Source organism: Haloactinospora alba, from assembly GCF_006717075.1.
In the GTDB taxonomy this organism is placed as follows: domain Bacteria; phylum Actinomycetota; class Actinomycetes; order Streptosporangiales; family Streptosporangiaceae; genus Haloactinospora; species Haloactinospora alba.
Genome location: NZ_VFQC01000001.1, coordinates 397,971 through 424,056, shown reverse-complemented (window position 1 = coordinate 424,056; position 26,086 = coordinate 397,971). Strand labels below are relative to the sequence as shown.

Genomic DNA, 26,086 nt, shown 5'->3' with positions numbered 1-26,086 from the left:
GAGCATACGGCAGTACCCACGGGTAATCTCCAGGTCACCGCACCGCGCCCGAGCGTTCCAACACCCGAACCGCCGCCTCGACCACATCGGCGTCGTACTCGCGCCCGCTGTCGTCCCGCAACAGCTGCACCGCCGTGGCGACCCGGTCGTGGTCGGCCGTGTCACCGACGAGGTCGTCGTAGGCGTTGGCCACCTTGATGATCCGGCTGCCCAACGGGGGCGGGCCCTCGCTCTCGCCCTCCTCCCCCTCGCAGGGTTCGCACTGGCGCCGGACGATCTCGGCGACGCCGTCCAGCACCCCCGTCTCCCGGATGATCGCCGCCCCCAGCTCCGCGATGCGGCGCTGCTCCCGCCGGGAGATGAGCACGGTCGCCCCGCTGGATATCGGCTCCCGGAGGGACAGCTGACCGATGTCGTGCATCAGCGCCGCGTACTCGAGCTCCAGAAGCCGCGACTCCCGCATCGCCAGCTCGCATCCGATGGCCCACGCCAACCGGCTCACCCGCCGCGAGTGACCGGTCTCCACGTATCCGCCGACCTCGGTCACCCGCGACAGGGACCGCACCGTCTGCACGTAGGTGCGGCGGATGTCGGCGTACCTGCGGAAGGCCACCTGGGTCACCAGAAGCGGGGCGGTGAACAGCAACAGGCTGTACAGGCCGGCCACGGCGCTCGCCAACGCGATCAGGATGCCGATGGCGCCGATCGCCGTCCCCACTGCGAACTGCGCCCGCAGCTCGTCCGCCAGCGCCACGCCCAGACGGGTCCGCCACTCCTCCGCCCGGATCGTGGCCGCGACGACCGAGTCGACCAGCCACGCCGCCAGCACCAGACCGACCATGACGCACAGCACGACCCACCAGTTGCCGGCGACGTGGGGCAGCTGGTGCAGCAGCAGCCGGAACGGGAGCGCGACCATGAGCACGAGCAGCAGGCGCCGCGCGAGGTCGTTCCACAGCGGCATGCGCCCCACGGACATGTGGGGCAGCTCCCCCACCGCCAGCCCGAGCGCGACGACGGCTATCACCTGCCAGGCGGGTAGGGAGACGGCCGCACCGCCGACACTCAGCAGGAAGGTGTAGCCGAGGGCCCCCGCCGAGGCGATGGGAGCCACCTCGCGGCGCCCCGGCAGGGTGATCCGCGCGAGCTCCCCCGCCGCGATGAGCGCGCCGAACGACAGCGCGGCCCGCGGTTCCACGAAGCCGGTCAGCAGGGTCCACAGCAGGGAGAGCACCGCGCTTCCCGCAGCCACCGACAGCAGCAGCAACCGCGTCGGGGAAACACGGCCCAGGGTGTTCCTGCGTCGGCGCGCCTCAGGAGCGGCCGTCCCCTGAACGTTCATCGCTTACGGTCCCTCCCGTGATCCGCAGCGGGGCGCTGGGATCATCGTGGTCCTGCTGGGCTACTTCCGCGATGTCCTCGTCGGGAGGGTCCACCGCGACCGGGGGGTCCCAACCGTCACGGTCCACCGCGGTGATGAGCGCGTTCACCATAGCGGGATCGAACTGGGTGCCGGAACAGTTCCGGAGCTCGGCGACGGCCTCGCCGATGGAACGCGCGTTGCGGTAGGAGCGGGTGGAGGTCATGCAGTCGAACGCGTCGGCGACCGCGATGATCCGGGCGAACTCGGGGATACCGGTCCCGGACAGGCCCGCCGGGTAGCCGCGCCCGTCCATCCGCTCGTGGTGGTGCATGATCCCGTCGAGAGCCTCGTCCAGGAAACCGATCTCCCGGACGATCTCGTAGCCGCGCATGGGGTGCAGCTGGATCGCCGCGAACTCCTCCTCCGTGAGCTTCCCGGGCTTCTGCAGCACTTTGGTCGGCACCCCGAGCTTGCCGACGTCGTGCAGCATGCCCGCGTAGCGGAGCGTGTGGGCGCGTTCCGCCGGAAGCCCCAGTTCGCGTCCGATCATGCTGGCGGCCTCGGACACCCGCACACAGTGGCCGCGGGTGTAGTAGTCCTTGGTCTCCACCGCCTGGCACAGGGTCGCGAGCGTGGCGTCGTGCGCGCGCTGTTCGGCGATGTACTGGTTGAAGGTCCAGCGGGCGATGAACAGCGGGAGCAGGACCAGCAGGACCGCGAACGGGCCGACGGCTCCCCAGATGGTGGCGATGCACAGGCCGAGTGCCCCGTAGCCGAGGGAGGACAGCTCCAGCCTCGCGAACGGTCGCCAGCGGACGCGGCGGGGGGACTCGACGCGGAGCACACCCAGGATCAGCATGAGACCGCCGACGAGGACGGTGTTGGCGAGCGTGTGCACCAGCGTGGCCGCCGCGAACGGCAGCACGACCCACGGGAAGTCCGCCCGGACGGGCACGCCGGTCTCGCCCCCCGCCAGAAGGAACGCGTGTCCGGCGGCGTATCCGGCAAGAGCGAACTGCGCGCCGTTGAACAGGCGCTTCACCACGCTCTGCCGCCGGATCACCAGGCACGAGGCGAGTCCGGCCACGGCGGCGCCGACGGGGCCGACCAGGACGACAGCGGCAAGGGAGGCCGAGGAGCTCGGCGAGATCCCCGCTTTGCCGCTGTCCACCATGGTGCTGATCGACTCCGCGACGACGAAGAGCACCGCGAGCAGTGCCAGGGTTACCGGGTCGATGCCGGTGTAGGGCCCGACGGCGATGGCGGTCACGACCGCCAGTACGACGAGGCCGATGTACATCCGCGCCGTGTACGGAAGCGCACACAATTTCCGGCACCTCCCGCCCTGTTCACTGATGAACGGTCATGGTTTCATCCGTTCGGCTCCTACCACCAGGACCACCCCTCAACGGCTGAGATGAGCCATGACAGGGCCATGGCCAGGTGGAGCAGATTCACAACAAGAAAACTCACGGTTTTCCACCCCCTCCCGAGTGATGGTGCCGTGCCCACTAAACACCCCCGGGCACGACACGCGAATTACCCCATACGGTGGATATGGCACCTAGTTTAACGGCTAACTGGAGCCACCTGTTTTCTTCGACCCAATCCGTACGCCAAACGCGAGGAAAAAAGGTTAATCCCCCACCGGAGACAGAAAATACTATTTTCTCTCGTAGCAGCGGCAACGACTCTTTGTATCCGCACCGGAACGGCATCCGACGACGAAATCCCCAAGCAACGCGGCACACACGAACACCGTTTTCCCCAGGACACATACCGACAATTACTCTAAGTAATTGTTACTATTGCGTCAACAAAACCAGGGGCACACTTTCCCCACCGGATATCAGAAACCGATAAGCACGCACCGCCGGGCGTGTCGCACACCCCGGGACCGGACCGCAGTGCCCACGTCCAAAAACCCGGGCACTCTCCCCCATAAACGAGAAAAACGGAACACTTCGTGACAAAAACCAAGCGACGGCCAATAACCATTGACCGCCGCTATTGTTACCTTATGTCCATTCTGTACGACCTGCTCGGGTCCGGCACCGCCCCCTACTCGGCGTGCGCCTCCCGGATCTGCCGGTCCGCCCGGGCCGCCTCCAACCGGTGCAGTACCTTGCTGCGCAACCCCTCCGGAACCGGATCACAGCCGCAGTGCTTCGCCACCAGGTTCTTCACCGCCTCCTCGAGGCCGTACTCCTCCAGGCACGGAGCGCACTCGTCGAGGTGCTGCCGAATGTCCTCGCAGTTCTCCTCTTCGAGTTCGCCGTCGATATAGCTGTAGACCTTGGCCAAAACCTCGCTACACGGTGTGTGGTGCGGTTCTCCGCAGCTCATTGCTGGTCCCTCCGAGTCGCCCCATCGTTCGACGCTCCCAGTGCCACAGACGTGTCACCGTCCTGCGGAAGGATCCCGCGGTCCACCGCGTACTCCTCCAGCAACGAACGGAGCTGACGTCTACCGCGGTGCAGCCGCGACATCACCGTCCCGATCGGGGTCTCCATGATCTCGGCGACCTCCTTGTAGGCGAATCCCTCGACATCCGCGAGGTATACCGCCATCCGGAACTCCGTCGGGAGGTCCTGCAACGCACGCTTCACGTCGGTGTCCGGCAGGTGCTCCAGCGCCTCGGCCTCGGCCGACTTCAACCCCGACGACGAGTGGGAGGCCGCCTGCGCGAGCTGCCAGTCCTCGACATCCTCCGTGCCCGCCTGTTTGGGCTGCCGCTGCTTCTTGCGGTAGGAGTTGATGAACGTGTTGGTGAGAATCCGGTACAACCACGCCTTGAGGTTCGTTCCCTGCTTGTACTGGTGGAACGAGCCGAACGCCTTCGCGAACGTTTCCTGGACGAGATCCTCGGCGTCGGACGGGTTGCGGGTCATCCGCAACGCCGCCGAGTAGAGCTGGTCCAAGTACGGGAGGACGTCCCGTTCGAACCGGGCTCCCTGTTCGTCGAGTGTCTCCTGACCCTGGTCCAAGCCCGCCTGCCTCCTTGTGCTGGTCTCCCGTGGGGCCACCGTAGCCTCACGATACGACCCCGCACGGGCGGACTGCACACTGACACCCGGCGGGGAGGCGTCCGGGCGTTCCTCAAGCAAGCAACCGGTGGCAGGCATCGATGCGTCTCTACCCCTCTTTCCGCGGCGCGCGGCGTGCTCGTTCCCCTGCGCGCGTCCGGTCCGGGCGCGGGCAGGCCACTGATGCCGGTGTTAACAACCGGGGTCCCCGCCTGATTCCACAACCGCCCTTGAACCTCGCTCCCACCCGCGAGAGCATTGACTTTTCGCCGCTGAAGGGATGTTCTGCTGTCGCATACGGGTAGTACCGCGTGTGAGACGTGGAGAAAGGAGCGTACGTGCAACCGTCCGCCAGTTGGGCGGGCCACGAGTCCGAGCCCTGGACGCCCACCGAGACTCCCGTGGACCAGCGCCCCGCACGCTCCCCCGCGGCGCACTTCGCCACGATGGAATCGCTGTCCGGGTACTGGCGCTTCTACTGGGCCGTCGCCGGTGCGCAGCTCTCCCAGTGGCTCCCGCACCGGCCCAGTCGCCTGTTGGACCTCTCCAGCCCGGAGTTCCGCGGCGCACCACGCGCAGCGGCGGCCGGACACAACGTGGTCACCCTGCTTCCCTCCGCGGACATGGCCCCGCGCCGCTCACTCCCGCTCGTCAACGGCCACGCCCCCGCCCCCCGCCAGGAGAGCACCGGAGAGGTCCGCTCCGTCGTGGGCGACACCACGTTCCTCTCCGCCCTCGCCGACGACACCTTCGACGGGGTCGTCTCCGACAACAGGGTGCTGTCCCAGCACCTGGCGACCGAAGCCTCGCTCAGCGAGATCGCGCGGGTACTGCGACCCGGCGGCCGGACACTGCTGTGCGTGGACTCCGTCGTGCTGGGCATGGCGCTCCTGGCCGAACAGGACTACTGGCCCCAGCTCAGCCACGCGCCCGACGCGGACGTCCTCCTCGTCCCGTGGCCGGACGGCTCCATCACCCGGTGCTTCACCGCGGAGCAGCTCACCGAGCTGCTGACCGGCGCCGGGCTGGAACCGGAATGGGTCAAACCCCGAACGGTCCTCTCCGCCTCCACAGTGGACACCCTGCTCGCCGACGACCCGCGCGCGTTGGGCGACCTGGTCGAGATGGAGCTGAAAGCCACCGAGTCCGACGACTACGTCGGCGTGCACCTGCTCGCCAGCGCCCGCAAGCCGGCGCGGCCGTGACCCGTCCCGGCCGCGTCCGGGAACGCGGCCGGGACCAGAACACCGGCGGCTACTCCGCCACGGGCAGGTAGACCCGGTTGCCCTGCTCGGCGAACTCAGCGGACTTCTCCCGCATCCCCTGGTCGATGGCCGCCACGGTGGACAACCCGTTGTCGTGGGCGTACTTGCGCACGTCCTGGCTGATCTTCATCGAGCAGAACTTCGGCCCGCACATGGAGCAGAAGTGCGCGGTCTTCGCGCCCTCGGCGGGCAGTGTCTCGTCGTGGTAGGCCTGAGCCGTATCGGGGTCCAGCGCCAGGTGGAACTGGTCCTGCCACCGGAACTCGAAACGCGAGCGGGACAGCGTGTCGTCCCACTCCTGGGCCCGCGGGTGCCCCTTGGCGAGGTCGGCCGAGTGGGCCGCGAGCTTGTAGGTGATGACCCCGGTCTTGACGTCGTCCCGGTTGGGAAGGCCCAGGTGCTCCTTCGGTGTCACGTAGCACAGCATCGCCGTACCCGACCACGCCACCTGCGCCGCCCCGATCGCCGAGGTGATGTGGTCGTAGCCGGGAGCGATGTCGGTCGCGAGCGGCCCCAGGGTGTAGAACGGGGCCTCCCCGCAGAGCTCCTCCTCCAGGCGCACGTTCTCCGCGATCTTGTGCAGCGGGACGTGTCCCGGACCCTCGATCATCACCTGCACCCCGTGGGAGCGCGCGATGTGGGTCAGCTCCCCCAGGGTGCGCAGCTCGGCGAACTGCGCCTCGTCGTTGGCGTCGGCGACGGACCCCGGGCGCAACCCGTCCCCCAGGGAGAACGTGATGTCATAGTCCCGGAAGATCTCGCACAGTTCCTCGAAGTGGGTGTAGAGGAAACTCTCCTCGTGGTGGGCCAGGCACCACGCCGCCATGATCGACCCGCCGCGCGAGACGATCCCGGTCACCCGCTCGGTCGTGAGCGGGACGTAACGCAGGAGCACCCCCGCGTGGACGGTCATGTAGTCCACGCCCTGCTCCGCCTGCTCGATCACCGTGTCCCGGTAGATCTCCCAGGTCAGTTTGGCGGGGTCCCCGTCCACCTTCTCCACGGCCTGGTAGATCGGCACGGTCCCCACGGGGACCGGCGAGTTACGGATGATCCGTTCCCGCGTCTCGTGGATGCGTTTTCCGGTGGACAGGTCCATGAGGGTGTCGGCACCCCAGCGGGTGGCCCACACCATCTTCTCCATCTCCTCGGGGACCGAGGAGGTCACGGCGGAGTTGCCGATGTTGGCGTTCACTTTCACCAGGAAGTTCTTGCCGATCACCATCGGCTCCGACTCCGGGTGGCACCGGTTGGCCGGGATGACGGCCCGGCCGATGGCGACCTCGGAGCGGACGAACTCGGGGTCCATGCCCTCGCGGGCGGCGATGAAGCGCATCTCCGGCGTCGTCACGCCCGCTTTCGCGTAGGCCAGCTGGGTGGAGGCCCCGTCGACGGGACCGCGTCCGGCGATCCAGTCCTCCCGTGTGGCGGGAATGCCCGTGTGGACGTCGATACTCGCCGTGGTGTCGGTGTAGGGGCCGGAAGTGTCGTACAGGTCAAGGTGGCTGCCGTTACTCAGCCCAACCCGCCGCTGCGGAACCCGCAGCGTCCGCCCGGAATCCGGGTCGTGGACGTCGTGGTACACCTTCTCCGAGCCCGTGATGGGGCCGGTGGTCACGGTGGATTGGACACTACGGTCATCAAGCGCCGTCAAGGCACGCCTCCCTACGTCGGAATTACCCGAACAGGTTCCGCGGTCGGCGGCACCCGTCCCTCCGTGGGGACAGCCGCCCTCTCAGCCCGCCATGGCGCGAGCTCCCGCTTGGTTGTGTGTCGTGTCCGCGCACCGCCCGGCGGCGGTGCGCTCCGCCCGTGGGGCGGATCGTCAGGACCGCGGCTACCTTAACCGGGCGGGGCGGTCCCAGGCCACCCCCACACCCCGTTCAAAACAGCGTTCCGTCGCCCCCGTCGCCGGAGCCGAGGGGCTGCAGCAGCTCGGGACCGTTGTTGCGGACACTGTTCACGGAGGTGGACACCTGGCGGGTACGCAGCTCGCCCACCGGAGTCGATTCCAGTACCCCCAACAGGCTGTCGCGCTGTGCCGCGGGGTCCAGCCAGGTGCTCCACCGGTCAGGCGGCACCACCACCGGCATCCGGTCGTGGATGTGGGCCAGCTCCGGCGCGGCCTCGGTGGTGACCACGGTGCAACTCCACAGCCACGCGTGGGGGTCGTCCTCCGGCCTCTCCGGGTCGCGCCAGCGTTCGAACAGCCCCGCCAGGGCCAGCGGGGAGTCGTCCGCGTACCCGATGGCGTAGGGGCGTTTCCCGGAACGGGCCTTGCGGGGCTTGTGCTCGGGGTCGGTGCTCGGTGAGGTCCCGGGTTCCGCGGAGCGGGCGGAGGGCACCAGCTGCCACTCGTAGTAGGCGTCGGCCGGCAGCAGGCAACGCCGCCGGGCGAACGCCGTACGGTAGGCGGGCTTCTCCGCGACGGTCTCGCTCCGGGCGTTGATCATCTTGTAGCCGAGGTTGCGGTCCTTGGCCCACGAGGGCACGAGTCCCCACCGCAGGGAGGCCAGGCTCCGCGGTCCCGCCCCTCCCTCCCCGGTGCCGCCGGGCGGCGGGCCGAGTACCGCGGGAACGGTCCTGCCGGGCGCGATGTTGTAGTCGGGCTGCGGTTCCTCCCACGGCGGCCAGGCACTGGGGTCCCGGTCGTCCGGTTCGACGGTCTCGGGCAACCCGAAAGCGAGCTGGAGCTGGTTCCGACTGCGCGTCTGCGCGTACCGTCCGCACATGGCAACAGCCTAGCCGCGACCGGTGACAACGCGGGAGCCACCGGACCGTTACGCCCGGAGCGGATTCACCACGCGCGTACCGCGCTCCTCTGTGCCGGCCCCCGCGCCTACCGTTCCCGGTATGGAGAACGTTCACGTCCGCGACCACCTGCGCATGCTCGCCTTCGACGTCGGCCAGGCCTACCTCTGGCACGACTCCGAGGGCGTCACCGTCATCGACACCGGTACCGCCGGTTCCGCCCCCGCCATCGCCGACGCCGTCCGGGATCTGGGAGCCCGTCCCCGGGACGTGCGCCGTATCGTGCTCACCCACGCCCACGAGGACCACACCGGTTCCGCGGCCGAACTCGCGGAGTGGACCGGCGCACCGGTCTGCGCGCACCGGTGCGACGCTCCCGCGGTCCGCGGTGCGGAGGAGCTGCCGCCGCCGGTACTCGCCGACTGGGAACGCCCGATCTGGGACGCCGTGCACACTCCTCCCCTCCCGCCCGCCCCACCGTCTCGGGTGGACCGCGAGCTGGAGGACGGCGACGTCCTCGACGTCGCCGGCGGGGCGCGGGTGGTCTCCGTCCCGGGACACACCGACGGCAGCGTCGCCCTCCACCTCCCCGGTCCGCGTGTGCTCTTCACCGGCGACGCCGTGGCCGAGTACGAGGGGAGGACCATACTCGGCGTGTTCAACGTCGACCGGGACCGCGCCGTCCGGTCGCTGCGCCGCCTCAGCGAGCTCGACGCGGACACCGTGTGCTTCGGCCACGGCAAGCCGGCGGTGGGCGGCGGCGCGGCGGCGCTCGCCACGGCCCTGGCGGAGGCAGAGGGGGTGGACGGCTGACCGTCCCCTGTGGCCGGTTCCGGCCACGTTGCGGAAGCGCCCCGGACGGGTTGGCCCGGTGCGGGGCGGGCACACTCCCCGTCATGTCTCCCTCCATCCCGCATCCCCCGACAGCGCGACGGCTCCGGACAGCCGTCCCGGCCGTTCTGGCGGCGTTGGCGGCGACGGCACTCGGCGCGCCGTCGGCCGCTGCCGACAGTGACGGCACCGTCATCTCCCGGTTCGACGCCCGGGTGGAAGTGGACAGGGACGGTGAGACCCACGTCCGGGAGTCCCTCACCTACGTCTTCGGTCCCGACAACGACGGCGAGGCCACGCGCACCATCCCGCACAGCGGCAGCATCGACGGCGGGGAGCGCCGCTCCCTCGGTCTGGAGAACGTCGAGGTCACCGACGCGGACGGGCTGGACGAGGTCAGCGTGGACGACTACGCGGCCGACAGGCGGATCACGTTCGGCGACGGCGGGGAGCCCCTCACCGGAACGAGGACGTTCGTGGTGCGTTACGAGTACACGTCACTGGTCGTCGAGGGCGCGGCGGGACGGCCCCGGCTGTTCCAGGACATCGTGGGGTCCGGTTGGGAGATCCCGATCGAGTCGGCGCGCGCCAGGATCGACGCGCCCGGCGACATCGCCTCGGCCACGTGCTACGCGGGCGCACCCGGTTCCCGGGAATCCTGCTCCGGTTCCCGGGTATCGGGTTCCACCGCCTCGTTCGACGCCGGTCGTATTCCGCCGGGCGAGGCGTTCAGCGTGGACGTGGACCTTCCCCCGTCCGTGGCCGTGCCGAGTCCGGCTGCGGCGACGGACAGTTCCCACGGCTCCTCCGGCAATCCCGGGATCCTCCCCGAGATCGTGTTTCCGTTGTTCGTGGTGTCCGCCGTGCCCGCGGCCTTCATACTCATCCTGGTGCTCGGGGTCAACAGCCGCAGCGGCGGCTCCCGGGGCCGGTTCGGGGGAGGCATCGGTGGTGCCGCCGGAGGTGGCGGCGGCACCGGAGGCGGAGGAAGCGGAGGCGGCGGAGGTGGCGCCGGAGGAGGTGGTGGAGGTGGCGGGGGCGGTGGTTGACGACGACGCCCCCGAACCGGCCCCGCCCCCTGGAACCGCCATGCCGCTACCGTTCCGCGTTCTCGCCGCCACCGGGACCCTCGTCCTGGTGGCCGTCCTGGGCTCGCCCGCCGTCGCCGCCGCTTCGGACCCACCGCCCTCTCCCGAGGGGTGGGAGCAACGAACGGCGGAGACCTCCCCGGAAGGTCGCGCCCCCGGGCCCGGCCGGTTCGACTCCGGCGATACGGGCCTCGTCCTGCTCCTGACGGGGATCAGCGCCGTGCTCGTCCTCACCGTGCTCTCGGTCCGGGGGGACGGCCGGCACGCCGACCGCCATCCCGGCAGCTCCCGCCGCCGCACCGGCGGGGACGGCTCCACCACCAACGGTCCCCCCAGCGGCCCGGGAGGCGGGTCGGGCGACGGTGACGGTGGCGGAGGGGACTGACTCCGAATCTCCGGTGCCGCGGAGCCGCCCTACCCGGCCACGTGGACCGTGGGTTCGTGGCGCACCGGGAAGTTGACCGAGCGGGCGATGAAGCACTTCTCACCGGCTTTGGCGTGCAGCTCCTGCGCGGTGGCCGCCATGCCCTCCTCGGCGACCGTCACCACCGGCCGCAGCACGACCCCGGTGAACTCGCCCCCGCCGTCGGCGTGGGTGACCATGGTGCCGCTGGCCGTGTCCGTGTAGGCCGCGACGTCCACCCCGGCGGCCGGGCACAGCGCCAGGTACGACAGCATGTGGCACTCGCTGAGGGCGGACAGCAGGAATCCCTCCGGGTTCCACCGGTCGGCGTCGCCCCGGAAAGCCACGTCCGCCGAGCCGCGCAACGTCGGTCTGCCCTCGTAGGTGATGTCGTGCGAGCGGTCGAATCCCCGATAGCTCAGTGTCCCCGACCCCGTGTTCCCGGTCCAGGTCACGCGCACCTCGTAGTTGTGTGACTTGTCCGCCACCGTTTCCCCAATCGTCACAGCGGTTCTGTCCCGCCCAGACTCGCACGCGGCCCCGACACGGACCTGGCCGGAACCGCCCCGACGGTCGCTAGCCTGGAACCATGTCCGATACCGCCCCGACGTGGCCCGCGCCGGTCGCGTCCGGCCCCGTGGAGGCGACCGTCAGCCTGCCCGGGTCGAAGTCGATGACGAACCGCGCCCTCGTACTCGCGGCGCTGTCCTCCAATCCCAGCACCGTGCGGCGCCCGCTGCGCAGCCGCGACACGGACCTGATGGCGGGCGCGCTGCGCAGCCTCGGTATCGGGATCACCGAGAGCGGCGCGGACTGGGTGGTCACGCCCGCCGCGCCGCACGGCCCCGCCGTCGTCGACGTCGGAAATGCGGGAACGGTGATGCGGTTCCTTCCGCCCGTGGCGGCACTGGCGACCGGCGACGTCCGGCTGGACGGCGACGCGCGGGCGCGGGAACGGCCCGTCGGCGAGCTGCTCACCGCCCTGCGCGCCCTGGGTGCCGACATCGACGACGGCGGTCGCGGCGCGCTCCCGCTGGTGGTCCACGGCGGCGGCGCGCTGCCCGGCGGTTCCGTGGCGGTGGACGCGTCCGGCTCGTCGCAGTTCATCTCCGCGCTGCTGCTCAGCGGGCCGCGGTTCACTCACGGGGTGGAGGTCCGCCACACGGGGGACACGGTTCCCTCCCGGCCGCACCTGGACATGACCGTGCGGATGCTGCGCGACGCCGGCGCCCGGGTGGAGTCGGCGGGTCCGAACGTGTGGCGCGTCGCCCCCGGCGGCGGCGACGTCACCGGTGTCGACGTGGAACCGGACCTGTCCAACGCCGCCCCGTTCCTCGCGGCGGCGCTGGTGACCGGCGGCCGGATGACGGTCCGGGACTGGCCGCGGCACACGAGCCAACCGGGGGACGCCCTGCGGGAGCTGTTCACCCGGATGGGGGCGGACGTCCGCCTGTCCGGTGAGGGATTGACACTACGCGGCACCGGGCAGGTTCGGGGTATCACCGCCAACCTGCACGATGTCGGGGAGCTCGCTCCCACCATCGCGGCGACCGCAGCGTTGGCGGACACCCCGTCCCGGCTCACCGGTATCGCCCACCTGCGCCAGCACGAGACGGACCGTCTCGCGGCGCTGGTACACGAGATCACGAACCTGGGCGGGCACGCCGAGGAACTCTCCGACGGGCTGCTTATCCGGCCCCGGCCGCTGCACGGCGGAGTGTTCCACAGTTACGACGACCACCGGATGGCGACCTCGGGCGCGTTGCTCGGGCTCGCCGTCCCCGGCATCCGGGTGGACAACATTGCCACGACAGCCAAGACGTTTCCGGAATTCCCCGAGCTGTGGGACGAGGTGACAGGGTGACGCGACGCGGACGCCAGCTGGACGAGAACGACGTCCGGGTACGGGCGCGGGGCGGCTCGCGCCCCCGGACCCGGGTACGCCCCAAGCACGAGAACGCCAAGCAGGGGTTCGTCACCGCTGTGGACCGCGGACGCTACACCTGCCTGGTGGAGGGCCGCGAGGTCGTGGCCGTGAAAGCGCGCGAACTCGGCCGGGGCAGCATCGTCGTCGGCGACCGGGTGTCGCTGGTGGGTGACCTCTCCGGGCAGCCCGACACGCTGGGCCGGGTGGTGCGGGTACAGGAACGCGGCTCGGTACTGCGGCGCACCGCTGACGACACCGACCCGGTGGAGCGCGTGATCGTCGCCAACGCCGACCAGCTCGTGATCGTGTGCTCGCTGTCCGACCCGGCGCCCCAGCCGCGTTTCGTCGACCGGTGCCTCGTCGCGGCCTACGACGCCGGGCTGTCCGTGCTGCTGTGCCTGACGAAATCCGACCTGGCGTCACCCGACGAGCTGCTGCGCACCTACGCCGGGCTGGACCTCGACACGGTGGTGACGCACGCCGACGGCGACCTGGACGGGCTGCGGAGCCGCCTGCGGGAGAGGACGAGCGTGATGGTGGGCTCCTCCGGCGTCGGCAAGTCCACGCTGGTGAACCAGCTCGTCCCGCACGCTCGGCGGACGGTGGGGCACGTCAACCCGGTGACCGGCCAGGGCCGGCACACGTCCTCCTCGGCGGTGGCGTTCCCGTTCGGCGACGGGTGGCTCATCGACACGCCGGGGGTGCGCAGTTTCGGTCTGGCCCACGTCAGCGCGGACGACGTCCTCGCCGGCTTCCCCGAACTGGAGGAGGCCGCCCTCATCTGCCCGGACGGTTGCCCGCACACCGCCGGGGCGCCCGGCTGCGAGCTGGACGCCGGTGTCACCGCGGGGCGCCTCGCCACTGACCGGGTGTCCTCGCTGCGGCGCCTGCTCGGCAGCCGCACCGGGGAGGACGGCGGCTGAGCCCCCGGGGGCTGACATCCACGGACGACGGGGCGGTTACCCCGCCTCGGCGGTGAACATGCTGTGCACCGCGAACCGGACCCGCTCGGCGGCCTGCCCGGCCTCGGTGGGCAGAAGGACGTAGGACAGGGTCAACCGCAGTGACACCTCGGCCACCGCGTCGGCTCGCTCGCCCAGTTCGGGCCAGTTCCGGCGCAGGAAGGCCGCTATCCGCTCCCCCAGCGCCACGTGCAGCGGTTCCGCCCGCGTGGTGAGGACCGGGAGCAGCTTCTCGTCCCCCGTGATGATGGCGCGCAGCAGCGGGTTCTCGCGGGAGGACGCCAGGGTCCAGTGGGTGGCCTGGCTGACCGCCTGCACCGGGTCGCCGGCGTGGTTGGTGAGCAGTTCCATGACCCCGTCGAGGAAGGCGTCGGCCTCACGTACGACGACCGCCTGCAACAGCCCCTCTTTCGTGCCGAACGCGTTGTACAGGGTCTGGCGGGACACACCCGCCTCCGCGGCGATGTCGGCCATGCGCATGCGTGGCCACCTGCCGGCCACCACCTCGGTGTAGGCGGCGTCGAGGAGCCGCTCGCGGACCCCGGAGGACTCCGCCGCAGCGTTGGGAGTGTTCGCGCGGGTGGGGTTCATGCGTCCATACTGACACGCGGTTGTCGACGGCTCCGCTGCCACAGGGTGCCGCCCCTGGTTCCGGGCTCCGAAAGGATAGCGTTACGCGCCATGGCCTCCTTCGACGATGATCTGCGTCTCGCCCACGTCCTCGCTGACGCGGCCGATGACATCTCCCTCAAACGTTTCCGCTCCCTCGACCTGGCGGTCGACACCAAACCAGACCTGACCCCGGTGACCGAAGCGGACCGGACCGTGGAGGAGACGCTGCGCAGTGTGCTCTCCCGCGCCCGGCCGCGTGACTCCGTCGTCGGCGAGGAGTACGGCCGGACGGGCAGCAGCTCGCGAACGTGGGTGCTCGACCCGATCGACGGCACCAAGAACTACGTGCGCGGGGTCCCGGTGTGGGCCACCCTGATCGCGCTGGTGGAGGGCGACCGGCCGGTGGTGGGGCTGGTGTCGGCTCCGGCCCTGTCCCGCCGCTGGTGGGCGAGCCGCGACGGCGGCACCTGGACGGGCCGGAGCCTCACCAAGGCGACCCAGTGCTACGTCTCGGGGGTCTCCCAGCTTGTGGACGCGTCCCTGTCGTTCTCCGAGCTCTCCGAGTGGGAGGAGCAGGGGCGGCTGGAGTCGTTCGTGAACCTCACCCGGTCGGTATGGCGCGCGCGGGCCTACGGCGACTTCTGGTCGCACGTGATGGTCGCGGAGGGCGCGGTGGACATCGCGGCCGAACCGGAGCTATCGCTGTGGGACGCGGCACCGTTCCCCATCCTGCTGGAGGAGGCCGGGGGCCGTGCCACCGACCTGTGGGGCCGGGACTTCTCGGACGGGGGTGGCCTGGTGTGCACCAACGGCCTGCTGCACGAGCAGACACTCACCTGGCTGAACGGCGGACCGACGCCGTTGCGGCTGACCTGACGGCCCGGACACGAAAAAGGGCCCCGGCGACGAATCACCGGGGCCCTCCCAGTTGCGGGGGCAGGATTCGAACCTGCGACCTTTGGGTTATGAGCCCAACGAGCTACCGAACTGCTCCACCCCGCGGCGGCTGTCTCCAACTCTAGCGGTCCACCGCCACAACACCAAATCGAACAACCCCGCCCCGTGCGGCCGCGTCCGCCGCCCCCGTGGGAGCGGTGGCACCGGGGCCGGTGGCGTTGCCCGGTTCGGCCCGGCACCGTTGCGGCTGACCTGACGGCCCGGACACGAAAAAGGGCCCCGGCGACGAATCACCGGGGCCCTCCCAGTTGCGGGGGCAGGATTCGAACCTGCGACCTTTGGGTTATGAGCCCAACGAGCTACCGAACTGCTCCACCCCGCGGCGGCTGTCTCCAACTCTAGCGGTCCACCGCCACAACACCAAATCGAACAACCCCGCCCCGCCCGGGAACCGGGCCGGGCGGGGTCGGGTTCCTACTCCTCGTCGTTCTCGTCGCGGGCTTCCTCGGCCCGGTCCAGCGCGTCCTTCAGCTCCTGGTTGGCCTCGTCGTAGGTGCTGAAGTCGCCGTCCTGCAGCGCCTTCTGCCCCTTCTCGTAGGCGTCCGCGGCGTCCTGGAGGGCCTTGGACAGCTCGTCGCTGGAACCGGACCCGCCGCCACCGTCACCGGTGTCGGCGTCGCCCCCGTCCTGCTGCCCTTCATCGAGCGGCCCCTCGCCGTCATCACCGGCGAAGAGGTTGTTCAGGGCCTCCTGGAGGTTGCCGCCGATAGCGACCTCCTCACCGAAGCCGACCATCACCTGCTGCAACAGCGGGTAGGCGGACTCGGCACCCTCCGCCTGTACGTAGAGCGGCTCCACGTACAGCAGCCCGCCGGCGAACGGCAGGGTGAGCAGGTTGCCCTTGATCATCTGGGACTGCTCGTTCTGCTGCAGCGGCAACAGGACGTCCCGGATCTCGCTGTCCGCGTCGAACTGGTCCTGCACCTGGCCCGGACCGAGGGTCACCGAGTCCTGCGGCAGGTTCAGGATGCTCAGTTTGCCGTAGTCATCGGAGTTCGGGTCGCTGTTCACCGACATGAACGCGGCCAGGTTCTTACGGTCGCGCGGGACGAACGTGGAGGTCATCGAGAACGACGCCTCCTGCTCCCCCGGCAGGCGGATCGTCTGCCGGTACGGCGGCTCCGGATCGTTTCCGTCGTTGGTCGGGTCCGCCGGGATCTCCCAGAAGTCCTGACCGCCGTAGAAGGCGTCCGGGTCGGTGATGTGGTACTCCTTCAGCATCTCCCGTTGCACCTTGACCAGGTCGTCCGGGTAACGCAGGTGCGATTTCAGCTCGTCGCTGATCTCGTCCTTCTTCGTCATGATGCCGGGGAAGGCGTCCGACCACGTCTGCAGCACCGGGTCCTGCTCGTCCCAGTTGTACAGCGTCACCGAGCCGTCGTAGGCGTCCACGGTGGCCTTCACCGAGTTGCGGATGTAGTTGGCCTCGTTGCCGGGAAGCGCGTTACCCCGGTTGGTGCCCTGGGTGAACGTGTCCTCGGTCGCGTTGGCCAGGTCGGTGCGGGTCGAGTAGGGGTAGCCGTTCGTGGTCGTGTAGGCGTCGACGATCCACTTCACGTCGCCGTCCACCACCGCCGGGTAGGGCTCGCTGTCGACCGTGAGGAACGGGGCGGTCTTCTCCACCCGCTGGGCCGGGTCGCGGTCGTAGAGGATCTGCGAGTCCTCGTTGATCGCGTCGTTCAGCAGGATGTCGGCTTCCTGGTACTTCATCGCGTACAGGATGCGGTCGAAGAAGCTGGAGAGTTCGACCCCGCCGTCCCCGTCGTAGTTGTTGGTCTTCTGGTCGCCGGGACCGCCCTGGCTGTCCTCGCCGCCGTCCTGGCCACCGTCGTTGCCCTGGCCGTCCTGACCGCCGTCCTGGCCGTCCTGGCCACCGTCCTGACCGTCGGCCGGTGCCTGCGCCTCGTCCGCGGTGGGGTCGCCCTCCTGGTTGCCCTCCTGGTCCGTGGTGGGCACGTCCTCCGACTGGCCGCCGAGCGGGTAGTCGTACTCCGGTTCGGCGTCGACGATGACGTACTCGGCGCCCTCCTGGCCGTAGTAGATACGCGGCTCGTACTCGCCGGCCACGTCGGAGAGCTCACCGGTGGGCGGAATGTTGTACTCGGTGAACGCCGGCCGGCCCTCGCTGTCCACCTCGTTGCCGGCGGCGGCGACGACACCGAACCCGTGCGTGTAGACCATGTGCCGGGTCAGCCAGTTGTCCTGGTCCTCGGGGGGACCCTCGAGCTCGCGGGCGGAGACGATCGTGTCGACCTTCTCCCCCTCCTCGTTCTCGTAGCGGTCCACGTCCAGGACGTCGGGGAACTGGTAGAAGCCCCGGACCTGCTGCATCTGCTGGAACGTCTCCGAGACCACGGAGGGGTCGACGAGCCGGACGCTGGGGATGGTCTCGGCCTCCTCGGAGAGCTGCTGTGCGCTCAGCTCCGTCTCCGCGTCGTAGGACTCGACCTCGGTGTCGTCGATGCCGTAGGCCTGGCGGGTGTACTCGATGTTGTCGGCGATGTAGGGGCGTTCCAGCCGCTGCTCGTTCGGGCTCACGGTGAACTGCTGGACCACCGCCGGGTAGACCCCGCCGACCAGGATCGCTGAGAGGACCAGCAGCCCCAGGCTGACGATGGGCACCATGATGTTCTTGAAGTAGATGTTGGCGAAGAACAGCAGCGCGCAGACGAGCGCGATGATCGCCAGGATGATCTTCGCGTACAGCACCGCGGTGACGTCGGTGTAGGCACCGCCGAAGATGTACCCGCGGTCGGAGAAGACCAGACCGTAGCGGTCGAGCCAGTAGGCACCGGCTTTCAGCAGCACGAACACGCCCAGCAGCACGGACAGGTGCACCCGGGCCGCGGAGGTGGCGCGCTGCCCCTGGGTCTGCAGCCGGACCCCGCCGTACAGGTAGTGCACCACCAGTGCCGCGAGGAAGGAGAAGACCACCGCGGCGAAGAGGTACCCGAGGATGACCCGCAGGAAGGGATAGGTGAACGCGAAGAACGAGATGTCGATGTTGAAGAGCGGGTCCTCGGTGCCGAACTCGGCACCGTTGGCGTACTGGAGGTAGGTGCTCCATTCGCCGGTCGCGGAAAGGCCAGTGAGAACACCGAGTCCGGCGGCGACCAGCCAGAAGATCAGCTTCCGGCGGGGGTCGATCGACATCCGGTACCGCTCCAGACCCTGCTGTTCCAGGCTCGTGGGACGCGATACCGGGCGGGTGCGGAACGCGATGTACATACTGGCGCCGACCGCGGCCATCATCAGGGCTGCGGCTCCGAAGAACAGCAGTGCTCGGGTCCGCAGCTCCGTCAGGAAGACGGTGCTGTACCCGATGGAGCTGAACCACTTGTAGTCGGTCCAGTAGTTCGCGGCGAGCAGCAGCCCCGCGATGATGACGACCACGACCGCCGCGACCGGCGCGAGTAGCCGAGATCGTCGAGGCATACGCGCACTCGGTGCGCCAGGCGACCGGAAGCTCACGCCTCCCCCTCGTTAGTGGTTGCGGGTACTGGTACGGGACAGGTGCGTGTCCTTGCATCGGCAACTTATTGGGCCTGCGGCAGGTTCCCGAAACTCCGCGCCGAAACAGTGACAATGCGGCATCGACTCGGCGTCGTCCCCGCATCACCCGCGATCGTACTGCCCGCGTGCTCGGTTTGGCACCCGCTGTCGCCGGCGCTGTGGCCGCGTGGGGATGTCGTCGCCGCACGCCGCTACGCGGCGCATCGGTCACCATGGAGGGGTGTCATTCAACATTCGCCAAGCTGTACTGGACCTGGAACGCCACGCCGCCGAGCAGGGGTGGGACCAGCCCATGCGGGTCTACGCCCTGGTTCCGACGGCCGACCTGGTGGAACGCGAACCCGCTCTCGCCGAGATGCTCGGGCTGGACGGGCCGGTCGAGCCGACCGAGCTCACCCCGGTGGAGCAGGAGCCGCTGCCGTCGGACCTGAACCTGGAGGAGGCACTCGGCCGGATCGCCTGGCCCGCGGAGGTCTCCGGTTGCGCCCTCGTGATGGAGCGGCTGGTGGTGAAGGGGTCCGACGAGACCCTCGACCCGCCGCGGGACGCGGACCTGGGCCAGTGGGCGCAGGAACGGCCGGACGCGGAGGAGATCCGGATGGTGGCGGCGAGCCTGCGTGACGGCAGCACCTACTCCGCGCTGCGCATGCGCAGCCACGACAGCGAGGACCAGGTGCTCAACGGCTCGGACCTCGTCCCCGCTCTGACGTCGGCGCTGTCGCTCACCCTGGAGGACGACGAGGAGGGCTGAGGAGGTGGTCAGTCCGCCTCGCAGCGGGGCAGCTCCCCGTCTCCGGTACGGATGGTCTCCAGCGCGCTGACCGCCTCGGACAGCTCACTGACCCGGACGACACTGAGGTCGTCGCTGGCCGCCGAGTCGAACGTCTGGTCGCAGCTCTCCTGGGGGACGAGGAAGTAGTCCGCCCCCTTGCGTTGCGCGCTGACCATCTTCTGCGCGACGCCGCTGACACCGCCGACCGTGCCCTGGGGGGTGATCGTTCCGGTTCCGGCGACGGCCTGCCCGTCGGTGAGCCCCTCGGGGCTGAGCCGGTCCATGATCCCCAGCGCGAACATCATTCCCGCGCTCGGACCGCCGATCTCGCCGACACTGATGTCCACCTCGAACGGGAAGTCCGGGTTGTTGGCGACCATGACGCCGACGACGGCGGTGCCGTCGTCGGACTCGGTGGTGGGCATCTCGAACCGTTCGGTGTCGCCGTCCCGTTCCACGGTGATCTCGACGTCGTCCCCGGGGTCGCGGTCGGCGACCTCCTCGGCGACCTCGTCGTTGCTGCCCGCGGGTTCGCCGTCGACCTCGGTGACCGTGTCGCCCTGTTCCAGCTTGCCCGCGGCCGGCGCGTCCTCGTCCACGTCGGCGATGACGGTCTCGTTCTCGTAGTCGATACCGAGTTCGGTGAGGGCGGCGGCCGTGGCGGCGGTCTGGGAGTCCTCCATCTCCAGGCTCTGCTCCTCGCTGACCTCCTCGACGCTGCGTTCCGGCGGGAACACCGCCTCCTCGGGGAGGACGGACTCGTTGGGGGACAGCCAGGCCCGCACGAGGTTGAACAGGTCCATCCGGCCCTGGGGGCCGCCGGTGTACTGGACGGTGACCATGTTCAACCCGCCCTCGTGGGTGTAGGTCTTCCTCCCGTCCACCTGGATCACCGGCTCCTCGCCCTCGGTCTCGCCGATGGTGTTCACCGCCAGTCCGGGAGAGGCGACGATGTAGGGCACGGGCAGGAAGTAGCCGCCGACCGCGAGGCCCGCGAGCAGCGCGAGCGCGACGATCAGGGTCATAGCGCGACGGAACATGGCACAAACCCTAAACGGAGTCGCGGACGGGAACGCTGCGGTGCCCGGGTTCCCGGCGGGTTCCGGCAGTGCCGGCGGGCCGGCGGGGCGGGGCGGGTCCGGCGGTCAGCAGGCACCGACCCATTCGGTCTCCCCGTCGGCGAACTCCTGGTGCTTCCAGATGGGGACCTCGTCCTTGATGTCGTCGATGAGCCGGCGGCACGCGGAGAACGCCTCCTCGCGGTGGGCGGCGGCGGCCGCGACGACCACCGCGGTGTCGCCGATCGCCAGGGGGCCGACCCGGTGGAGCGCCGCCACCTTCCGCACCGGCCGACCGGTGTCGGCGAAGTCGGCCACGACGCGTTCCAGGACGCCACGCATGTCACGTTCGGCGCGCGGGTGGGCCTCGTAGGTCAGGTTCCGCACGCCGCGGCCGTGGTCGTGGTCCCGGACCGTTCCGAGGAAGAACGCTGTGCCTCCGGCTTCCGGGTCGCCTACGGAGGACAGTACCTCGTCGACAGAGAGCGGGCTCTCGCGCAGCCCGACCAGGGTGATGGTTTCCACACAGCTGACGTTACCAACGCCGTGCCCACCGCGCGGAGGCGGCCGTGCCGGTACGCGGCGGCCGCGCCGGGTGGGAGCCGGTGGTCGTTCAGCTCCGGCGGCGTTTGCGGAGCCGGCGGACGGCCGCGGCCGTGCCGATCGCCGCCGCGGCCGCTCCCGCCGCGCTGGCGGCGGTGATCGTGACCTCCTTGCGGCCCACGTTCCGGCCGCGGCTCTGTTTGCCGCGGGCTTCCAGGAGGGCGCCGAGCGCTTCGGCGTTGTCGTACTCCGGCTGCCACCCGGCGTCGCGCAGGGTCACGCAGTCCACCACGCACGGGTACACCAGGAACTTCAGTTCGCTGGCCGGTGCGGGGGCGAGCCCCACCCGGTGCAACCGCTGCGTTGCTCCCAGGGCGAGGTTGGCGGGCAGCTCGAACCTGCGCAGCTCCGCGATCTCCTCGGCGTCGGACTGGCGCAGCGCCCCCTCGCACCCGACGGCGACCGTTCCGGTCTTGCCGTGCACGTCGTGGACGATGACGAACTCCACCGCGCTGGCCAGGTCGTCGATGTGGCAGAACTGCCACGCCTGCTCCCAGCCCTTCACGGTGAGCAACCGAGGGGCGGAGAAGTGGCGGGCCAGCAGCGTGTCGATCTCGGGACCGACAAGCGGCGCGGGGCGCAGCACCGTCACCGAGAGCGCGGGGTGGGCACGGCGCGCGAAACTGGCCAGGTCCTCGATCTCGATGAAGTCGCCGATGACGCCGGCGTCCGTGTCGGGAGCCATCGGCGCGTCCTCCGGTAACGGCACTGGGTTCTCGGGGGTCGCCCCGTATACCATGGTGCTTGTGATGAGGATCACACGGGAGACGCGTTCCGCTGCGGCCGCGGTGAGAAGCGTCTGCGCCGCCCGGACGTTGCGGGTGCGCCGCTCCCGGGCCGGGGCGTCCAACGAACGGTCGTCCGCCGCGTGCACCAGGACGTCCACGTCGGAGAGCCGGGGTGCCAGAGCGGGATCGCGGATGTCGGCGACGCGCCAGGTCACACCCTCGGTGGGGCCGCAGTGGTCGTCGATGGCCACGATCGTGCCGATCAGCCCGGAATCCTGGGCGGCGAGCAGACGTTGTAGGAGTATATGCCCCACTCCGGAGGCGGCTCCTGTCACCGCGACCACCGAAGCGCTCTTGTCAGCGCTGTGCTGTGGGCGAACCTGACTGGTTTCGGTACTCACTCCGGGCGGCTCCCAGCTAACGTGACAGTGGAGACACACCTAATCCTGCCTGAGGTCGAAACGTGAGTGACCCACCTTTTGGTTTCAGTATGCCGAACGACCCCGACGACGAGTCAGGTCGGCGCTCGGGTGATTCCGGCGCCGGCGGCCCAGGCGGGGGTGACCCGAACATGCCGGGTGGCTTCCCGTTCGGCGACCCGCAACAGATGGCGCACATGCTCCGCCAGTTCGCCGACATGATGTCCGCCCAGTCGCCCTCCTCGGGTTCGGCGAGCGGCTCGTCCGGCGGAGTGAACTGGGAAGTGGCGACGAACGTCGCCCGCCACTCGGTCTCCCAACAGGGGGACTCCAGTGTCGGCGCCACCGACTACGCCCAGGTCCAGGAGGCGCTGCGCCTCGCCGACCTGTGGCTGAACGAGACGACGAGCCTGCCCTCCGGCGTGAACAGTATGGAGGCGTGGAGCCGCTCGGAGTGGATCGAGCGGACCATGTCCACCTGGTCGCGACTGTGCGACCCGATGACGTCGCGCATCGTCGAGTCCATGAGCCAGAACATGCCGGAGGAGATGCAGTCCATGGCCGGCCCGATCATGGGCATGGTGCAGCAGATGGGCGGCATGATGGTCAGCCAGCAGGCCGGCCAGGCGATCGGTGAGCTGGCACGCGAGGTCGTGGGCACGACCGATGTCGGCCTCCCGCTCGCGGGCGAGGGGCGGGCGGCCCTCCTGCCGGCCGGTGTGGAGAAGTTCGGCGAGGGGTTGGAGATCCCCGCGGACGAGGTGCGGCTGTACCTCGCGGCGCGCGAGGCGGCGCTGCACCGGCTGTTCGGACACACGCCCTGGCTGCGCTCCCACCTGTTCACCCTGGTCGAGGAGTACGCCCGTGGCATGTCCTTCGACATGAGCGGCCTGGAGGAGAAGCTCGGCCAGATCGACATCTCCAACCCGGAGGCGCTGCAGGAGGCCCTGTCCGGCATCGAGGGGCAGGGGCTGTTCCAGCCGAAGGACACACCGCAGCAGAAGGCGTCGCTGGCGCGCCTGGAGACCACGCTCGCCCTGATCGAGGGGTGGGTGTCGGTGGTGGTCAGCTCGGCCGTCGACCAGCGCCTGCCGCACGCCGCATCCCTGGCGGAGACGACCCGCCGCCACCGCGCCGCGGGCGGCCCCGCCGAGCACACGTTCGCCACGCTCGTGGGGTTGGAACTGCGCCCGCGCCGCCTGCGCGACGCCGCCGCGTTGTGGACGGCGCTGCAGGAGGCACGCGGTATCGAGGGACGCGACGCGGTGTGGGAGCACCCCGACCTGATGCCCTCCGGTTCCGACCTGGACGACCCGAGTGCGTTCGTGCACGGGCAGATGGACGCCGAAGCGGCGCAGATCGACATCTCCCAGTTCACCGGGGAGCCCCCGCAGTCGGGCGGCCCGTCCGACAGTGACGACTCATCGGACCGGGACACGGGCGAAGGCGAGGGCGGTACGTGACACTGCGCCTCGCCGCCCAGGACGCTCTCGCCTCCTGGGCCGCGCCCGACGCGTCCCAGGAGGAGCTGCGCCGGGAGTACGTGGCCCACCTGGAGCGCTTCCCCGACGGGGTGTGGCGCACCTGTACGTCCGGCCACCTCACCGCGAGCGCCGCCATCCTCTCCCCCCACGGGGAGCACGCGGTGCTGACCCTGCACCGCACGATCGGGAAGTGGTTACAGACCGGCGGCCACTGCGAGCCGGAGGACACCTCGCTGGCCGCGACCGCGTTGCGGGAGGCCGGAGAGGAGTCGGGCATCACGGGGTTGCGGCCGCTCCCGGGGCCGGTGCGGCTCGACCGGCACTGGGTCCCGTGCTGCGGGGGCACGTGGCACCTGGACGTGCAGTACGCGGCGGTCGCTCCGGAGAACACGGAGCTCTCCCGGAACGAACGGGAGTCGACCGACCTGGGCTGGTTCCCGGTGAGCTCCCTTCCGGAACCGTCCGACGAGGCGTGCCACACGCTCGTGCGCGCCGCGGCACGGGCGCTCCACACCCAGCCCGCCCCCTGACCCCCCGTCCGACGGCCGCTGCCGCGCTACCAGGACGGGTTCCGTCCCCGGGTCCCGTCGTGCTCGGCACCGAACCGAGCCGCATAAGCGGCGCGTACGGTTCGACGGCAGGCGGTGACTCCCGGAGGCCCTGAAAACGCATCCCGCCACGGACGGTTACGCCGCGGCCACGTCACTGGCGTCCTCGGAACCCGGATCCCAGAATTTCCGGCCCAGTCGCATCCGGCCAGCCGCACCCGGGCCGGTCCGCGTTTTTCCCGTTTACCCGAGCCCGGGACGCCTGTCAGTCGCGGCCCCAGCAATGTGGACACAGACGATGCGGGCGAGGGCTGTTGTGGACGGGGGAGAACGACGAGAACGCCCAGGTGTTCGTCATGGACGTCGCCGACGAGAACGACGGCCCTGACGCCGACAGTCCCGCAGTGCAGTGGGTCGTTATCGACTCCAACGGTGAGCTCTCCAGCAGGACCGAGGTCGAGGGGCACCCGGCCGTCCAGCTGCCCTTCGATTCCTCGGGCTGCGACATCGAGATCGCCGTCTCGGACCGTCACGTCGCTTTCGTGGAGGTGTCGTTGTTCACGGGGCCGGGAGACGCCTGCGACCTCGCCCATGACGCCGGCAAGGCGCTTGTCGGCAACTCCCCCCCCCCCCCGTCGAGGGGAAGGACCAGGGCTCTGGTTGACGACGTCGCGTGCCGGGGACAGCACCGACGGAGTCAGGAGGATCGCGCCGGGAGCCCACCGGTACTTCTCACCCGATCAAACAGCGGATCACGGAGGCGTTCCACCAAACAGCCCCTACCCCTCGTCCTCGGCGGGGAGTTCGCGCTTTCCGACCGTGTCGCGGTCGTCGTCGACGGTGGTCTGTTCCGTGTCGGTGGCGGCGTTCCCCAGCCGCGCCGCCGCGCTCACCCCTTCCAGGTAGCCGCGGGCCCGGTCGGCCTTCGGGTACCGGCGCACCAGGTCCCAGAACTCCTCCCCGTGGTGGGGGATGATGAGGTGCACGAGCTCGTGCAACAGGACGTAGTCCACGACCCACTCCGGCATGCCGGCGAGCCGCCGGGACAGGCGGATGGAACCGTCCTCCGGGGTGCAGGAGCCCCACCGGTTGCGCTGGTTGTCCACCCAGCGCACGCTCTCCGGCCGGACCAGCCCGTCGAGGTAGCGCTCCGCCAGGTCCAGGGCGCGGTTGAGCAGCGTGGCGCTGTCGGGGCTGCGGCGTTCCTCGCGCGCGGCGAGCCGCGACAGCATGCGCTCCACCCAGCGCTGCTCCTCCGCGCTGGACAGTGCGGCCGGCACGAGGACAACCGTCCGGTCCCCGTCCCGATAGGCGGAAACAGTGCGCCGCCGTCGGGAGCTGCGACGCACCTCGACGTTCGTGTTCGACGACACGACTTCACAGTAGCTCAGTCGCGATGAGCAACATAGGGCAATTGTCCTATTTTCTGACTGATATTCATTATGTTCGGTTCATTGGCCTGCGGCACGGTGTCGCTCGAACCTCCTGCGCAGCCGGACGTACCGTCCGGCCGACCCGCCGTGGCCGGATCCGGCCACGACCGGCGACCGGCGCAAGTGGAGCGGACCCGTGTCCCGCCCCACTGTCCACGTCCCGGTCAACACAATCGCAACGCCCGCATCTCCCTGGCCGCTCCCCACTCGCGGCGCAGTTCCCGCTCCTGGGCACGGTGCCACCGGGCACGCAGCCGGTGGTACTGGTGTTGGCGCTCTTCCTCCTCCGTCGTGGCGGGCTGGGTCCGCAGAAGTTCGTGCAACAGCATTCGGCACTGTTTCC

General features: G+C 70.0%; 24 protein-coding genes and 2 tRNA genes. 10 read left to right on the top strand and 16 right to left on the bottom strand.

What is annotated here, in order from left to right; genetic code table 11:
* Window positions 1–34: 34 nt before the first annotated feature.
* From FHX37_RS01970 to FHX37_RS01955, 4 genes are all read right to left on the bottom strand, one after another.
* Window positions 35–1,342: an HD-GYP domain-containing protein gene (locus FHX37_RS01970; RefSeq protein WP_141921760.1), complete on the bottom strand. Its 1,308-nt coding sequence runs from the start codon at window positions 1,340–1,342 to the stop codon at window positions 35–37.
* Entirely contained in the window at window positions 1,314–2,663 is a 1,350-nt protein-coding gene (locus tag FHX37_RS01965) for an HD-GYP domain-containing protein (RefSeq protein ID WP_141924957.1), read from the bottom strand. The genes FHX37_RS01970 and FHX37_RS01965 overlap by 29 nt, the downstream gene beginning before the upstream one ends.
* Window positions 2,664–3,424: 761 nt before the next feature.
* Entirely contained in the window at window positions 3,425–3,709 is a 285-nt protein-coding gene (gene rsrA / locus FHX37_RS01960; protein WP_141921759.1) for a mycothiol system anti-sigma-R factor, read from the bottom strand.
* Complete coding sequence (locus FHX37_RS01955) at window positions 3,706–4,350, bottom strand: sigma-70 family RNA polymerase sigma factor (RefSeq protein WP_141921758.1); 645 nt, start codon at window positions 4,348–4,350, stop codon at window positions 3,706–3,708. Before FHX37_RS01955 ends, rsrA begins: the two co-directional genes overlap by 4 nt.
* Before the next feature lie 377 nt (window positions 4,351–4,727).
* On the opposite strand from FHX37_RS01955, the gene FHX37_RS01950 reads away from it, so the two are divergent.
* On the top strand, window positions 4,728–5,594 hold the full coding sequence (locus FHX37_RS01950; RefSeq protein ID WP_246062036.1) for a methyltransferase domain-containing protein: 867 nt from the start codon (window positions 4,728–4,730) through the stop codon (window positions 5,592–5,594).
* 49 nt (window positions 5,595–5,643) lie between these two features.
* Here FHX37_RS01950 and thiC read toward each other — a convergent pair whose 3' ends face one another.
* Both thiC and FHX37_RS01940 read right to left on the bottom strand, forming a co-directional pair.
* Window positions 5,644–7,308: a phosphomethylpyrimidine synthase ThiC gene (gene thiC, locus FHX37_RS01945; RefSeq protein WP_141921757.1), complete on the bottom strand. Its 1,665-nt coding sequence runs from the start codon at window positions 7,306–7,308 to the stop codon at window positions 5,644–5,646.
* Window positions 7,309–7,537: 229 nt separating this feature from the next.
* On the bottom strand, window positions 7,538–8,386 hold the full coding sequence (locus FHX37_RS01940) for an SOS response-associated peptidase (protein ID WP_141921756.1): 849 nt from the start codon (window positions 8,384–8,386) through the stop codon (window positions 7,538–7,540).
* Window positions 8,387–8,507: 121 nt separating this feature from the next.
* On the opposite strand from FHX37_RS01940, the gene FHX37_RS01935 reads away from it, so the two are divergent.
* From FHX37_RS01935 to FHX37_RS01925, 3 genes are all read left to right on the top strand, one after another.
* On the top strand, window positions 8,508–9,218 hold the full coding sequence (locus FHX37_RS01935; RefSeq protein WP_141921755.1) for an MBL fold metallo-hydrolase: 711 nt from the start codon (window positions 8,508–8,510) through the stop codon (window positions 9,216–9,218).
* Window positions 9,219–9,301: 83 nt separating this feature from the next.
* Window positions 9,302–10,285: a DUF2207 domain-containing protein gene (locus FHX37_RS23115; protein ID WP_141921754.1), complete on the top strand. Its 984-nt coding sequence runs from the start codon at window positions 9,302–9,304 to the stop codon at window positions 10,283–10,285.
* The gene (locus FHX37_RS01925; protein ID WP_170181479.1) at window positions 10,278–10,709 is read left to right on the top strand and encodes a hypothetical protein; all 432 of its coding nucleotides are present in this window, start codon (window positions 10,278–10,280) and stop codon (window positions 10,707–10,709) included. The genes FHX37_RS23115 and FHX37_RS01925 overlap by 8 nt, the downstream gene beginning before the upstream one ends.
* 29 nt (window positions 10,710–10,738) lie before the next feature.
* Here the strand turns inward: FHX37_RS01925 and FHX37_RS01920 are convergent, their stop codons facing one another.
* On the bottom strand, window positions 10,739–11,233 hold the full coding sequence (locus tag FHX37_RS01920; protein ID WP_246062035.1) for an OsmC family protein: 495 nt from the start codon (window positions 11,231–11,233) through the stop codon (window positions 10,739–10,741).
* 83 nt (window positions 11,234–11,316) lie between these two features.
* Here FHX37_RS01920 and aroA point away from each other — a divergent pair, with 83 nt between their 5' ends.
* Together aroA and rsgA are read left to right on the top strand one after the other, a co-directional pair.
* A complete protein-coding gene (aroA, locus tag FHX37_RS01915; protein ID WP_141921752.1) occupies window positions 11,317–12,591 on the top strand; it encodes a 3-phosphoshikimate 1-carboxyvinyltransferase in 1,275 nt (424 codons plus the stop codon).
* Window positions 12,588–13,577, top strand: a complete 990-nt coding sequence (gene rsgA, locus FHX37_RS01910; RefSeq protein WP_141921751.1) for a ribosome small subunit-dependent GTPase A — start codon at window positions 12,588–12,590, stop codon at window positions 13,575–13,577. The genes aroA and rsgA overlap by 4 nt, the downstream gene beginning before the upstream one ends.
* Window positions 13,578–13,613: 36 nt before the next feature.
* Here the strand turns inward: rsgA and FHX37_RS01905 are convergent, their stop codons facing one another.
* On the bottom strand, window positions 13,614–14,207 hold the full coding sequence (locus tag FHX37_RS01905; RefSeq protein ID WP_141921750.1) for a TetR/AcrR family transcriptional regulator: 594 nt from the start codon (window positions 14,205–14,207) through the stop codon (window positions 13,614–13,616).
* A gap of 90 nt (window positions 14,208–14,297) precedes the next feature.
* On the opposite strand from FHX37_RS01905, the gene hisN reads away from it, so the two are divergent.
* On the top strand, window positions 14,298–15,104 hold the full coding sequence (gene hisN, locus FHX37_RS01900; RefSeq protein ID WP_141921749.1) for a histidinol-phosphatase: 807 nt from the start codon (window positions 14,298–14,300) through the stop codon (window positions 15,102–15,104).
* A gap of 52 nt (window positions 15,105–15,156) precedes the next feature.
* Here hisN and FHX37_RS01895 read toward each other — a convergent pair.
* The 3 genes from FHX37_RS01895 to FHX37_RS01885 form a co-directional block, all read right to left on the bottom strand.
* Window positions 15,157–15,230, bottom strand: a tRNA-Met gene (locus FHX37_RS01895).
* Between the two features lie 203 nt (window positions 15,231–15,433).
* Window positions 15,434–15,507, bottom strand: a tRNA-Met gene (locus FHX37_RS01890).
* A 92-nt stretch (window positions 15,508–15,599) separates the two neighbouring features.
* Window positions 15,600–18,620, bottom strand: coding sequence for a UPF0182 family membrane protein (locus FHX37_RS01885; protein WP_141921748.1), 3,021 nt, complete (start codon window positions 18,618–18,620; stop codon window positions 15,600–15,602).
* A gap of 298 nt (window positions 18,621–18,918) precedes the next feature.
* Between FHX37_RS01885 and FHX37_RS01880 the strand changes: the two genes are divergently transcribed.
* Window positions 18,919–19,449, top strand: a complete 531-nt coding sequence (locus FHX37_RS01880; RefSeq protein WP_141921747.1) for a PPA1309 family protein — start codon at window positions 18,919–18,921, stop codon at window positions 19,447–19,449.
* An 8-nt stretch (window positions 19,450–19,457) separates the two neighbouring features.
* On the opposite strand, the gene FHX37_RS01875 is transcribed toward FHX37_RS01880, so the two are convergent.
* The 3 genes from FHX37_RS01875 to FHX37_RS01865 form a co-directional block, all read right to left on the bottom strand.
* The gene (locus FHX37_RS01875; RefSeq protein ID WP_141921746.1) at window positions 19,458–20,510 is read right to left on the bottom strand and encodes a YlbL family protein; all 1,053 of its coding nucleotides are present in this window, start codon (window positions 20,508–20,510) and stop codon (window positions 19,458–19,460) included.
* 105 nt (window positions 20,511–20,615) lie between these two features.
* Window positions 20,616–21,053 carry a molybdenum cofactor biosynthesis protein MoaE gene (locus FHX37_RS01870; RefSeq protein WP_141921745.1) on the bottom strand — a complete coding sequence of 146 codons (438 nt, stop codon included), beginning with the start codon at window positions 21,051–21,053 and terminating at the stop codon, window positions 20,616–20,618.
* An 88-nt stretch (window positions 21,054–21,141) separates the two neighbouring features.
* Entirely contained in the window at window positions 21,142–22,203 is a 1,062-nt protein-coding gene (locus FHX37_RS01865; protein WP_141924954.1) for an NAD-dependent epimerase/dehydratase family protein, read from the bottom strand.
* 119 nt (window positions 22,204–22,322) lie between these two features.
* On the opposite strand from FHX37_RS01865, the gene FHX37_RS01860 reads away from it, so the two are divergent.
* Entirely contained in the window at window positions 22,323–23,741 is a 1,419-nt protein-coding gene (locus FHX37_RS01860) for a zinc-dependent metalloprotease (RefSeq protein ID WP_141921744.1), read from the top strand.
* Window positions 23,738–24,292: an NUDIX hydrolase gene (locus tag FHX37_RS01855; protein WP_141921743.1), complete on the top strand. Its 555-nt coding sequence runs from the start codon at window positions 23,738–23,740 to the stop codon at window positions 24,290–24,292. Before FHX37_RS01860 ends, FHX37_RS01855 begins: the two co-directional genes overlap by 4 nt.
* A gap of 797 nt (window positions 24,293–25,089) precedes the next feature.
* On the opposite strand, the gene FHX37_RS01850 is transcribed toward FHX37_RS01855, so the two are convergent.
* Window positions 25,090–25,683 carry a M48 metallopeptidase family protein gene (locus tag FHX37_RS01850; protein ID WP_141921742.1) on the bottom strand — a complete coding sequence of 198 codons (594 nt, stop codon included), beginning with the start codon at window positions 25,681–25,683 and terminating at the stop codon, window positions 25,090–25,092.
* A 224-nt stretch (window positions 25,684–25,907) separates the two neighbouring features.
* On the bottom strand, window positions 25,908–26,072 hold the full coding sequence (locus FHX37_RS22685) for a hypothetical protein (RefSeq protein ID WP_170181478.1): 165 nt from the start codon (window positions 26,070–26,072) through the stop codon (window positions 25,908–25,910).
* Window positions 26,073–26,086 lie beyond the last annotated feature (14 nt).